Genomic DNA, 13394 nt, shown 5'->3' with positions numbered 1-13394 from the left:
CTCGCCAATCTCTTTATAGAGTATCCAGCCTGTGTGGGTTCTTTGTTTATTGCTTATCAATTTAGCGAGTGAAATCACTCATACCTGATTAGAAATCTGCAGTCATACCTACATAGTAAGTACGTGGCTCTTCGACGTAGCCCATGTTCTCAAGCTCTTGAGATACCGCTTCATCAGTCAAGTTAGTAACGCCTGCGCGTACTCTAACTGAATCATTAATGTTATATACCCCGCCAATGTTCAGTGTCGTGTAAGCATCTTGAGTCAAATCAGTTTCGATATTACGTTCACCTCGGTAACGAGCGCTGATGAACGTGTTTAGATCGTAAGTTGGGCTCCAGTTCAGCTTTACTAAACCTGAATGCTTATAGCGCTCAAGCAGCTCTTCACCTGTTGATTTGTCTTCTGTGTCTAAGAACGTGTAGTTACCAGACACGCCCCACTCGTCGGTAATTTGGAATTGACCAGTCAGTTCAGCACCTTGAACCACAGCCTCTGAAACATTGGTATAAGTACGCTTTCCTTTCACATAGCCAGTTGAGCTAGAGCTATCCGCACACCCTTTACCCGATTCAAACATGCCGCCGTTCTCGCAGTATGTGTCGTCACGGTCAATAAGGTCGTTAATTTCATTACGGAACAAAGCACCTTCGACATTCCAACGAGGTTGACTGTATATAGCCGCAATCTCATAGTTCCAACTAGTTTCAGGCTTGAGGTCTTCGTTACCATATAAATCACAAGCACCCTTACAGCTATTCACTTGATAGTCTGCTTGGTTTTGCGTCAAAGTCGGCGCTTTGAACGCCTTGCCCACGCCGCCTTTGATGATGAGGTCATTGGTCGTTTGATGAACTAGATACACACGAGGACTGAACTCTTCACCGTACAATTCGTGCTTATCCAAACGACCACCGACTGTTGCAGTTAACTGCTCAGTCATCAACCATTGGTCTTGAACAAACAATGCACCTTGGTAAGCTTCTGATGTTCCATTAACGAGGTTTTCTTTGTTGGTTAATTCACTTAACTGGTAGTCCATACCAAATGTTACAGTGTGACTCTCGCCAAGATAAGTCGTTGCAGACGCTTCTACGATTTGAGTTAACTCTTCAACATCGCTGCTGTAGCTAGTATCTGAGTCAGCAGCATCATTATCAGTCACGTTCTCACGAGAATAACGCACTTGCGTATCACCCCAACTCCAAAAGCCACTGTGCGTAATCGCTTGGCTGTTACGTACAACCTTACTATCAACAGGGTTTGCACCTGTAGCGTATTCAGCTAAACCGTCACGTTCGTCGTCGCTGTAACCAAAATCAAAGTCGATCGTTTGGTTGTCTGTCGCATTCCAAGTCAAGCTTGCGAGTAAGCTTAGTGTGTCACGCTCTTCTAAAGCGGTAACATCTGAGCGATCGTAACCGGAGCTGTGTGTACCAGAGTATGGCTGCCATGCATTGCGACTAGTTTGGTTCACAGAAACGCGTGCAAACAATTCATCTTCAATTAGAGCACCAGAGGTGGTGAAGCCCATCGAGTACTCTTCACCACCATCACCATCTAACGGTGAAGACGTGTCCATGCTTAGTGTTGAACTCCAATCATTTTCTGGAGCCTTGGTGATGATATTGATTGTGCCACCCATGCCATCTGAACCGTAAAGTGCAGACATTGGGCCACGGATGATTTCAACACGTTCGATTGAATCAGCAGGAATGGTAGAAAGGTCGAAGTCGTTACCACGGATGATAGCGCTCGCCGAACTTAGACGACGGCCATTGACCATGATAAGCGTGTAATCAGAATCCATACCACGAATAGAGATCATTTGACGGCCAGCACGTGTGCTGTCGAAGTCAGACTCAACACTCGTTGATTCAGCGACGATGTCAGCTAAGGTAATACCAGGGCTGTCTTCGATATCTTGAGCGGTGATAACCGACATTGAAGCTGGTGCTTGTTTTAGTGCCATCTCAGTACGAGTTGCCGTAACCACCATTTGTTCATCGGTAGCTTGTGCTTCTTCTTGCGCTAACACGTTAGCCGAAAGTGACGTACAAATAACAGCGACTGCGATCGAAAGGGGTTTACGAACCAAAAGAGGTTTGCGAATCAAAAGAGATCTCTCAGACATGATATTTATTCTTATATGTGATTGGTAATGATAATGGTTTGCATTAAACAACCTAGTACCATTCTTATCAACGAAAGTTTCATACCAAAAATTGATTCTCGCTATTCACCTTTCAAATAACAAAACAAAGTCATATTCATTTCAATGGCATTATTGAAATCACATTCACCACCAAGATAAATCAGGTATATATCTCTTTAAATAGATTGCGAACCCATCGACACATAGGATCATTGTGGAAACGTTTGTGCCAATATAGATACACATCTTCTGATGGGCTTCTGATGGCTTTAGGTACGCGTTTACAAATTAAATCTCTTTGATTAGCGGCTCGTGTGGCAAACGGTGTCGGTAAGTGAAATATGATGTCAGTCGTCTCAGCGATATCCGCAGCAATATTAAAATTGGACAGCTGAATCGGAATCGATAGTTGGCGCTGCTTATCAATCAAGCCTAAATCTTTAAAGCGATTTTCAATGGAGAGTTTTTTGTCACCTTGCAGTGAAATCTGACCTAGTTGGCTGTTAAGTAAATCATCGACTGTGATCTCTTTGTCTGCCAACGGGTGGTCTTTGCTCATCAACAGGCGGTAATCGCGGCTGATCACGAACATTCGATACAGATTCTGCTCAGAGCTTAACGGCTCATGCGTTGACAGCACGAAGTGCGCATCGCCCGACAATAAAGGTTCAAAGTGACGTTTAGGGATGGAGTCAATATCAACCACCATGTTCGGTGCTTGTTTACGAATTTGCGCCACGACTTTTGGCAATAAGTGCGAAACTTGAGGAACCAAGCCAAAAAAACGAACGGTATTGTCACTAGTCTGAGGTTCAAATACGTCTCCGTGAACCAGCTTTTCTAAGCGCGTAAGTACAGAGTTAAGATCTTGTTTAATCGCTTCCGCTTTTGGCGTTAATTCATAGCCATAAGCCGCTCTCACCAACAAGTCATCATTAAATACAGTGCGCAGTTTTTGTAGCGAACGACTCACCGTTGGCTGGCTCATATCAAGCGCTAAGGCCGTATTAGACACATGCTTTTCTTCTAAAAGATGCTTTAGGATGACTAAGAGGTTGAGGTCGACTTGCGCTAGATTCATTATTTAGATATTCACAAAATTGAAAATTCACTGTGCGCATAGTGCATCTATCAATCCATTAATACAATTGATAATCACTCTTATTTTGATCTAGAGCAAAGCGTATACTCAAGCTTGAGATTACAAATCGGTTTTAATGAAGCCAAACCTACATCGTCATGAATTGCAGGCACAAAAAAGAGAGGCATATAGCCTCTCTTGTATCGTTTACTTTGTGTCTCTAGCGTCTACCGTTAAATCTAGCTGACTTACAGCTTTGTCCAAGCATCTTGCCAGTATTGGCTCTCTGCAGGAGCGTAAGATGCGCTTGCACACCAAGCCGTGTATGGCCAAGGTTTACATTCGTATAAACCATTATCACTACCCACTACAATGTCACCGGCTGCGTAGTTTGTGCCCGCTTCATAAGGAGGGTAATCACCTGGAGGTGGTGTAGTACCGCCACCGTCTTTCACAGAGAACGAATTATTCACCATGACCATTTCACCATCCGATGCAGTACCAACCACTTCAAGTGAGTATTGGCCTTCAGTTACGTCATTCAAAACGATAGTGATTGTTTGGCTATCGACGAGGTTTACTTTAGTCTGTTCAACTAAAGTACCTGCACTATTTAGCACCATTGCAGTCACATCTAACGCTTCGTTTGACGTTAGTGTCAGATCCAAGCGGACATCACCGTTATCAGGTGCGTATTCGGACTGAAGACCCGAAACTTCAAGTTCAGGATCTGTACCCGGATCAGGGTTACCACCGCAAGAAGAATCTGAAACCTTTCTCCAAACGCCCCACTCACCTGTTGTTCCCGGCTCTTCGCCACGAGTGTACCAGCCGGCTGCCCACGTTGAACCGTCATGTGAAGCTTGGTCGCCTTCAACATAAACCGTTTCGGCATCCCATGCAGCAGCACAGTTAGAACCGTCAGTCACAGACACTTTACGTTCAGCAGTGACGGTTTGATGCGCACTGTCTGTCACACTATATACAAGCGAGTAGTTGCCCATTTCATTCACATCGACACTGCCAGTGTGTGTAATAGAACTCGTTAGGTCACCATCTTCTGCATCATTCGCCGTCACACCTGCTATTGGGTCGAATGCAGAACCAAGTATTACTGTCGTATCAGATACGCCATCGAATACTGGTTTTTGGCTGTAAACTTCTACCGTTCTTGCTTTGGTGGTTTCGTTATCGTCACTGTCTTTCACACGGTAAGTCAGAACATAAGTGCCAATAACCGCTGTTTCAACATACCCTTCAACATCAATTGAAGACGTTAAATCACCGTCTTCTTTGTCTGTTGCAGTGACACCTTCCATTGGGTCAAATGCGCTGCCATGAAGAACACGCGCATGTTCAACGCCTTTCAGCACTGGCTCACCTTCAACCGGTGGCGGTGTCACTTGCCCGTGAACAAATGGGCCGTAATCTTTGATGAACTGTTCGTTGTATTGTTGGCCGTTCTTATCGGTGCCCATGTCCCAGTTGATAGACCACGTCATTACACCGCGCAGAGGTTGGCCTTGAGTCGTTAAGGTCTCAAATGCGTCGTAAAGATCTTGAGGATCTTGCACGAAACCCGTAGCTGCAGCATCAATGCTCGAAGGGATACCAAACACTAACTTGTCGTGTGGGATCTTGTGGAAGCCACGAGTACCGTTGATTAGAGAATCAGAAATGTAGTAGATGAACTCTTCTTTCAATTCATCATTGTTTTGTGCAATCCAACCGATACCATCAACCCAAATACCATCGCCACCTTGATTGTAGAATTGAGGGTTAATCCAGTCGTAGTAACCTTCTAGATTGTCGATGTATGGTACATATTTACCACCAGACGTTAAGTACGGAAATTCAGGCGCCATCGTGATGAGGAAGTTTTTGCCTTCCGCACGGTAATGGTCTTTCACCAGTTTTAACGCATCAGGAATAACAGTTTGGTTGTTGGCTGCGGTTACCGCGGCTTGCTCCAGATCGATATCCAGACCATCGAAGCCGTAACGCTCAGTCAGACGAATAATTTCATCAGCAAAAGCTCTTTCATCACCGGTTTCTAGTTCTACGTGTGCATCTGCACCACCCAGAGCTAACAGGACAGAACGACCTTGCTTGTTGAGTTCTGAGATTTGGTCAATAAATTGTTGTTCTGATAACCCAATGGTTGGGTCTAGTTTAAAAGTAGGAATTCGACCATCCGCCACATCGTACACTTTCATGAATGACACATTCACGATGTTGTACATTGGGTTCACTTCGTCCAATGTCACACAAGGCGCATTGCCACCTTGGTAACCACCACCATCACACCAGTTGTGCCAATAACCGACTACGACACCAGAATCTGGATTCGTCATATCTGAACCATTCGCATAAACAGCGCCAGACATTGCGGCCATTCCGACAGATACCGCTAATTGCAGAGCTTTACGTTTCAACATCAATTCCATTTCCTTACTCAACAGCTGTGCCCATCACAACCGAATCAATTCATTTTAGCCATGAATATTTATAGACAAGTAATGGAATTTATAAGAAAAGATGACCTTTGATTTAACTTGTGATTTTAAGTCACGGATTGAATATAAGAATCAATATGATTTTGACTTTTCATTCAAATTAAAATGCTAAAATATTGATTTGTCGAGCTAAATTATTGACAAGGCAAATGAATCTAGAATCTTAATTCACATCGAAAATTATTAATAAATTGGAGACTAGATCCTAACCCAATTTACTACTAATCCGAGTAATATAAGTTATATGAATCAATATCACTACATTAAGAAAATTTAGAGGAACCTACATAATTTTTTTTCACAGAAGATCACAAAAATATCGGACTTAACACGCAAACTGAATGAATATGCACAATGTGGCATTTGACAGTTTTGTTACTCATCAAGTATCATTTCGCTCGCTAGGTAAGGCTATGTCAAAAAGCCTCTAACGTCACATCGACACACTAAATAACTAACAACAATTCCATAAAAAAGTATGACACACTATTCCATAAAGGTACTAGGTACGATATGATTCAACTCATTAAAAATTCTGATATTGAGGTTAATTTGAGTCGTATTACTAAACAGCAGAAAGAAGAAAACTATCAAAAGCTGAATTCAGTCATTTTGAATATTTTCTTAACAGAAGGCTGGAGCAAAGTAACATACGATCGTATCTCAAAAATCACAGGACTTCGCAAAAGCACATTACAAGGCTATTACCCAAGTAATATTGATTTTTTAGTTGCGCTACAAGGGAACTTAAAGGATTTGATGCTCAAAGAGCTTGACCTTTCAAGTAAAGAGGCACTTTTTAGATCATGGAATACCGCGCTCTCTACAACCGAATTTAGCTTTATTATCGAAATGCTCATATCGCACTGTATTTCAAATGAACCGACCCCAATTGCCAATCAAGCCATGGAAAATTTTCATAAACTGATAGCAGTCGCTCTTCCGCATGAAGACAGCAGTGAAATCATGGTTCATATTTTCGGACTGGCCGTTATTGCGCCGATACGAGAAACACTCGCTGAAACTATTTGTTAATAAAAGCCACTAATTGATACAGAAACCATTCATCAACAGATAACTATCAGTTGGTTAAACCATCGAGTTAACTAGAACGTGATCAATGTTCTGAGCCAGTAGTCCTTTTATTAAACACTTTATGGCATAAACGGTAAACAACGCACTTTATGTTCGTCCGTTAACTCGATCATTTCCAATCCCTACTCCAAATAACCTCCCCCTCCCTCCTCATTTAATAAGTAAAATATCAGTTAATTACTTTCACTTGTTTCTACCAAAAAGTAGTATTCACCGCTTATCTATGTCAACGGCCTGTAAAATAGCGTGACACTTTGTCAGGATAGTATACGTACCTATTACTTTTTAATAATTATGTGCTAATGTTTGTTCTATCAACATTACGGAGACAACTATGGCACGTATTAGTAAGGCGCAATGGGAAGAAAACTTTGCAGCCTACAATTCTATCATTCTTGATATCTTTCTAAACGAAGGTTGGGACAATGTAACTTACGACCGTCTTAGTAAAGAAACAGGATTGAGAAAAAGTACCTTGCAAGGTTACTACGCGAGCAATAGCGATTTTGAAGTGGCCATTAAAGGTAAAGTATTCCCTATTATTCTCCAGCATCTTAATTTTTCATCTAGGGAACAGCTGATCGACTCTTGGAAAGCTTCAATGAGCTCATCCAATCAGTTTCGAATGATCATGCGCATGTTCATTATGCATGCACACAAAAAAGGTGCTGATGGCAACGGCCGAAATGGTGTCATTACCCTAACGAAACTCATTTCAGAAAGACTACCTAATGAAGACTCGTTAGCACTGATTCAACTATTATTCGGTTTAACTGTCACCGAGCTAATGGAAATCAGCTTTTAACTCGGCTCTTGTTTTGATGACACTAACAACTGATATGTAAATGGCCTCTATCAAACAAACGGGTAAGCTCTAACCAGTTAACTTTCATAAAAAAAGCAGTGAGACGAATGTCCCACTGCTTTTTTATTTAGCCAATACCAATTTCGTAAACACAGCGACGAGCGTCCCTCAAAGCGAGCTCTGCTTATAGCTATCAGTAAAAGTGACGAGCGATAATACTTTTTAAGCTGTAGAGCTACACGTAACTCTATAGCTTATTGGTCTGAAATCAGTCTTATTAGCTACCGGTCAATTACCAGCTAACAGTTGCACCTAGTGCATAGTTAGTGGCTTGCTCATCGACTATTTTAGTGCCGTCATCGACAAGGTTCACTTCAGCGTAAACACTTGCCCATTCTACGATTTCGTAACGAGAACCTAAGTAGAAGTTATTGATTTCGCCGTCTAAAGTACGAGTGTTTGAATCTTGGGAGATGAACTCATAACCGGTGTAACCAAATAGCTTTTCGATAATCTCAATTTGACCAGCGATAGCGAAAGCGTTTTTCTTAACGTCAAGTTGGCTGTTTGAACGGTCTTCAATATCAGTATTGTAGTACGTTGCACCTAGCTTGTAGTCACCCATGTTTAGCTCACCACTTAGCATAGAGTACAGCTCATCTTTACTGTTTTGAGTCACGTTTGTTGAAGAAGAACCCACACCAGCAGTTAAAGTTAGATCCGCTAAAAAGTACTGACCATAAGCTTCCATAATTTCGCGATCTAAGTCACCGGCTTCAGGGCCGTAGTTCACACTAAGCGCAAACACTTCAGTTTCGAATTTGTACTTAAGGCCAAGATCGTGTTGGCTTACAGCATTAAGATTAGCTAAGCCACCAAACGCTTCAGAGTAATCGACGCCGTTTAGGTCATCCGAAGTTGTTGCATGTTTACCAAACGTTAGCGTGCCTAACACTTCGTGTTGTGCACCTGCATAGTATTTTGATAGGTAAAGATCATCTTCATCTTTATCTTCTTCAGCATCAAAGTTGATTTCAGCTTCAACTAATGAAAGTACACTAGTCGTGTCCGTCACTGAATAACGCGCATCTACACCAATCTTAGATTCACCGAACGTGTAGTCATTGCTCTCATTGTCGTAGAAAAACGCACGAGCCTTCACTTCACCATATACATCTAGGTAAGCTGTGTCGTTATTAATAATTTCGTAAGCGTAAGCGGGTGACAGAACAGCCGACGTCGCTAAAGCGAGAATAGTCTTCTTCATTGTTATTTCCAAACTAATAGCTACGCACCATTGCGTACCTAGACCGTAAAATGAATACAAGTGCTGTATTCCTTAAAAAATTTAAAGGGGTATAGCTCATGCTCCTTTAAACTCAACTTCTTAAATTGATGAATCCGTGTTTTATCTTTTAGGAGTCATTTAGCCCGATGCGTGATTCATGTCGCACCTAGTCAATATTGCACCTAGCTGATATCAAACCTAGTTAATATCGTGCGCAGCTCATATCGCAGTAGTTAATACTTTTCACTAATGCCGTAAATTAGGCGATCTTTTGCGCCCATTGGCGACTTGCTTGTAACACCTGTTGCAGAGCAAATTCAAAAGCCTGTTGGTCTTTTTGGTAAGGGTCTGCAATAGTCCCTACACTCCATTGCCCTAGCAATAACGTCTTATGTCTCGCGTTAGGTGCAATGGAAGCAACCAAGTCAATATGAGCTGGCTCCATAACCAAAATGAGATCATTTGAATCACACAGTTCTTGAGTTAGCTGTTGTGCTTTGTGTTCATTAAGTTCTAAGCCATGATTCGCCGAAACGCTTTGCATCATAGAGTCTGCGGGCTGACCAATTAAGCCACTTGGCTCGGTCGCAATCCCAGCAGAACAAACCGCTTTATTCGGCATTATCGCTTTCAATGACGCTTCACCTAGAGGAGAGCGACAGATGTTACCCATACAAACCACTAAAATTCGATTAAACATTGTGACTCTCTTGTGTAGACGTACGGCGTTTGCCTGATGGCAATACAGATGACACCCCGACTAGCACCAAGACCATTAAAAACGTCATGGCATTAGCAGAAGGTTGGAGATTAAAATCCACGGAAATGTGAATCAGCATGCCAACAATGGCCATGTAGCAGCCAAGCGCTGTCCCTTTCATGGTTTTACTACGGCGTTTACGCATGGTTTGAACCGTTTTATACAAAGCGACAAAAAGCATTGTTCCCAACATTAACGTCATCGGTAAACCTGATTCCACGGCAAATTGCAAATACTCGTTGTGCGCATGATCGTAATAACCAATGTTCCAAAAACTAAACTTAGGAAATGTAGAATGAAAGCTACCCGCTCCATATCCAGTGAGTGGGGCTTGCTCAACCATTAACGTTCCCCAATCGACCACTTCTACTCGTGTTTCTTTCTCCATAGCGGTTTGTTCTAAGCGATCTTTTACTTTGGCTAAACCAAACAAAGACCCGACAACAACGGTATCAATCAAGACCAAACTGATGACTAGTGCGACTAGTGCGCGCGGCTTTTGGTTATAAAACAATAATGCTGTGAATCCGCCAATCAAGGTAGCAGCGAAAAATGCCGTGTTACCCATTCTGGAACGCGTCATTACAAGCGCGATAACCATCATAATTAGGCCGCAACGCACAACCATTTTGTTAGAAATTAACCCTGATACCCAACGTTGAATTCGAATATGCCAAGAACCAGAGGAAGACACATGAAGTTGTGAAACTAGTAATCCCGCACCTAAACACAGGCACATCATCATGTAGTTGGCTAAGTGATTTTTATAGATAAATGAGCCCGTTGCGACATCGGGCAAACGAATACCAAAAATCGGTGAAAACTCGAACCCAAACAACAACACTAACGCGCCGTAAACGGCTTGGAAACAGCCACTCAACAACAAAGCACTGAGTACCCATTTAATACGTTCTTTCGTATCGATTAGCACGATAGCTAACACGATGAACAACAGGTAAACCAAGCCTTTAATTAGGCTGCAATATGTACTGAAAGCATCAACACTAATTTGCCCCAAACCTTGTGTATTCGTTACTAAATGTACCTGTTCATAAGCCAAAGAAGCCATTGGCGACATAAACGTCAATGGAAGCTCAGACATTGGCAGTAGTTGCAATGCCGTCCACAATTGAAAAATAGCAATGGGTAAAATCAACCATTTGAACTGATTCAGGCGTTGAAAAGGGAATGCTTGCCAATGAGAACGAAAACTCAGAACCGCTGCGATTAAAGTAGTGCCAACCCAAACTCCTGCAATGGACCATGCCCATATGCGGTTAGAGCCTAATGGAATAGGCAACCAAACTAACAATGTAAGTAAGCTATAGAAGCTAAAAGTATTCAAACGCATTAATCGTAACATTCTCATTGGGAAACAAATCGTGTCATTAAAGCCCGCTCCTTCTTGAAATACAAAAGCTTGGTAATGAACACAACCATTCAGGTCATTGCTTGCTATTACCTAACGCTATACACCAACAAAGATTGTGTGCGGGCTTTATACTGTGTTAGTTACTTGAAACAGGCGAATCTTTCACAGGTTTTGTCGGCTCTGCACCAGGGAATTTCTTATCTGATTCAGGCGCTTTTGGTGTTTCATCTTTAACTGGAGATTCATCTTTAACCGGAGATTCTTCATTTACTGGAGAATCTTCGTTTGCTGGCGTTTCTTCATTTACAGGAGCTTGCTCATCCGCAGCTGGAGCTTCTTCGGCTACAGGAGTCTCTTCAGCTACCGGAGCTTCCGCTTCTTCAACAACTGGAGCCTCAGCTGCAGGCGCTTGTTCTACTGCTGCAACAGATTCTTGAACCTGGGTAGGATCAATGCCAGCTTCAATCGCCGCTTCTGTAACTGCTTGGCTAGAAACGCCCGCTTCAGCAGCAACTGTTGCAATAGCAGCTGCTTGTTCTGGTGCTGCTGCGATCGCAACAACCGATACGGCTTCAGCCGATTCAGGTTCAGCTGCTACTGCCGCTTCAACAATTGATGCCGCTTGTTCTGGTTGCGCCGTTACAGCAGCAGTTACGACCGCTTCAGCAGCTTCAGGGTTAGCCGTCACAACCGTTTCAACGATTGCTGCAGCCATTTCTGGGTACTGAGCGATCAACTGTGCAACTAGCTCTTCTGGTGTCAGCTCACTTTGTTCTACGATACCCACTAAATCTACAGATTCAGATGTAGCAGCATAAGTGACCGAAGTTGACATCGTCATACCAAGCAATGCGCTTAGCATAAATTTGTTTAACTTCATGTATATACCTCTTTTGAGAATTAAACAGCGTGAATTCAGCATCCACACCATGGTTTACCAAAGCAAGCTAAGCTGATAGCTGTTGCTTAATCCGATAAATTGAGAAAAGTTGATAGATACCTATTCCGATAAACAAACCAACCATGTTCGCGAACCAGTCATTAACTGAAAATGTTCGCGTAGAAATAAAATACTGCATCGCTTCGTCTAGGCTGACTAAGCTGATACTTAAAACAATGAGCGCGGCTTGCCGTCCACTAAAGTAAAAGAAGTGGCGTTTTGGCTTATTCGTCATACCAGCCCAGCAGGCACTAGCACCTAAACAAACAGAAACCGCCAGATGCAAAACGATATCACCACCCACTTTATTTTCTAGCTGGACGATTAGCCCCGTTAGAAGGTCTAAAGATTTGGCCAACGAAGCCATTCCACCTAGCGATAGCACGATTAAAAAGAGTCCTACCCGCTTCCAGCTCGTTTGTCTTTGTTCAGAAATCACTTTGTTACTCTCAACAACTGCACTTTTTAAATCTGTTGTCTTGCTACACATAAAGACACTTGTTCAAATCAACCATTATCAAGTTCCTTTACACGCAGGCGTAGTTTTGTCATTGAAAGCAAGCAATCGACATGCGCGTAGCTTCTCTGGGGAACGCGCTATGATCTGGTTAATTTTCCAGTGATTAATACGGTACTTTTTAGGCTCTAGCAGGTAACTCGACACCAATACACGCTGTTCGACATCTAGTCTTGCCCAATAAGCGAGATAAAACTCCAAACCAAACAAGGCAACTGGTCTTTCAAAGCGACCATTTTGCAAAGCAATTTCAAACGGAGCGTTAACTTGTTCAAATGATGCGCCATTCCGCCATTGATATTCAGCTTCGGCAACAAACGCTTTAGCGTTCATCGGCCTTAGCAACTGTGCTTGTTTTGCTATTGCTATCGCATCTTCAAACTTGTATTCGACACTGTAAGAATCATTTTCTGGCTCCAGTTCATGAACTTGCGACGCAATCACTGCTTGGTATGCCGCGAATAATAAAAGGCTATCCGGATTATTAGTGTCCCACTCAGCAACCTTTTCCATCGCAGATTCTAGTTTGGTCAAATCAAAAACCGCCTGACTCTTGGTATTTTGACTTTCTTTATTCTGTAGGAAAGCGCCTAACTGCTTTTCTGCATCCAACACGTAAAAATTGGCCAGTAGCATTTTACTACTCACACCAACAACAAAAGCCGACAGTAAAAAAATCAGGCTGATTCCCAAGAAAACTTTCACTTTGTTTGCTCGTTCTTTTCTTTGTGCAATGCCAGCTTCAATTACGATTGGGTTTTCTTTATCTTGAATTATGATTGTCAAAAGCAATGCCTTGTTTAATGCAATTGGTATAACTAAAAAGTAAGCAAGTGTTTAGTCTGTCCGGGCATCAGTTATCTAA

General features: G+C 42.5%; 11 protein-coding genes. 2 read left to right on the top strand and 9 right to left on the bottom strand.

The annotated features are described in order from the left end of the window. Positions 1–88 precede the first annotated feature (88 nt). The 3 genes from QWZ07_RS13165 to QWZ07_RS13155 form a co-directional block, all read right to left on the bottom strand. A complete protein-coding gene (locus tag QWZ07_RS13165) occupies positions 89–2134 on the bottom strand; it encodes a TonB-dependent receptor domain-containing protein (protein ID WP_192853541.1) in 2046 nt (681 codons plus the stop codon). Positions 2135–2315: 181 nt separating this feature from the next. Next, on the bottom strand, positions 2316–3236 hold the full coding sequence (locus QWZ07_RS13160) for a LysR family transcriptional regulator (RefSeq protein ID WP_029223507.1): 921 nt from the start codon (positions 3234–3236) through the stop codon (positions 2316–2318). Positions 3237–3484: 248 nt separating this feature from the next. After that, complete coding sequence (locus tag QWZ07_RS13155) at positions 3485–5674, bottom strand: immunoglobulin-like domain-containing protein (protein ID WP_192853540.1); 2190 nt, start codon at positions 5672–5674, stop codon at positions 3485–3487. 591 nt (positions 5675–6265) lie between these two features. Between QWZ07_RS13155 and QWZ07_RS13150 the strand changes: the two genes are divergently transcribed. After that, positions 6266–6787, top strand: coding sequence for a hypothetical protein (locus tag QWZ07_RS13150; protein WP_192853539.1), 522 nt, complete (start codon positions 6266–6268; stop codon positions 6785–6787). A gap of 394 nt (positions 6788–7181) precedes the next feature. Continuing rightward, complete coding sequence (locus QWZ07_RS13145) at positions 7182–7652, top strand: hypothetical protein (RefSeq protein ID WP_017109853.1); 471 nt, start codon at positions 7182–7184, stop codon at positions 7650–7652. Between the two features lie 292 nt (positions 7653–7944). On the opposite strand, the gene QWZ07_RS13140 is transcribed toward QWZ07_RS13145, so the two are convergent. The 6 genes from QWZ07_RS13140 to QWZ07_RS13115 form a co-directional block, all read right to left on the bottom strand. After that, positions 7945–8919, bottom strand: a complete 975-nt coding sequence (locus QWZ07_RS13140; RefSeq protein ID WP_192853538.1) for a porin — start codon at positions 8917–8919, stop codon at positions 7945–7947. A 280-nt stretch (positions 8920–9199) separates the two neighbouring features. Then, positions 9200–9640 carry a low molecular weight protein-tyrosine-phosphatase gene (locus tag QWZ07_RS13135; protein ID WP_017109851.1) on the bottom strand — a complete coding sequence of 147 codons (441 nt, stop codon included), beginning with the start codon at positions 9638–9640 and terminating at the stop codon, positions 9200–9202. After that, positions 9633–11051 (bottom strand): O-antigen ligase family protein, encoded by a 1419-nt coding sequence (locus tag QWZ07_RS13130; RefSeq protein ID WP_065112475.1) that lies wholly within the window; start codon positions 11049–11051, stop codon positions 9633–9635. The genes QWZ07_RS13135 and QWZ07_RS13130 overlap by 8 nt, the downstream gene beginning before the upstream one ends. Positions 11052–11208: 157 nt before the next feature. Then, positions 11209–11952 carry a hypothetical protein gene (locus tag QWZ07_RS13125; protein ID WP_192853537.1) on the bottom strand — a complete coding sequence of 248 codons (744 nt, stop codon included), beginning with the start codon at positions 11950–11952 and terminating at the stop codon, positions 11209–11211. Positions 11953–12019: 67 nt separating this feature from the next. Beyond that, positions 12020–12502 (bottom strand): VanZ family protein, encoded by a 483-nt coding sequence (locus QWZ07_RS13120; protein WP_192853536.1) that lies wholly within the window; start codon positions 12500–12502, stop codon positions 12020–12022. A gap of 27 nt (positions 12503–12529) precedes the next feature. Continuing rightward, the gene (locus QWZ07_RS13115) at positions 12530–13315 is read right to left on the bottom strand and encodes a hypothetical protein (protein WP_192853535.1); all 786 of its coding nucleotides are present in this window, start codon (positions 13313–13315) and stop codon (positions 12530–12532) included. Positions 13316–13394: the final 79 nt, after the last annotated feature.

Source organism: Vibrio lentus, assembly GCF_030409755.1.
In the GTDB taxonomy this organism is placed as follows: Bacteria; Pseudomonadota; Gammaproteobacteria; order Enterobacterales; family Vibrionaceae; genus Vibrio; species Vibrio lentus.
Note: the sequence above shows the minus strand (reverse complement) of the source record. Positions and strands in the feature narration are given on the sequence as shown.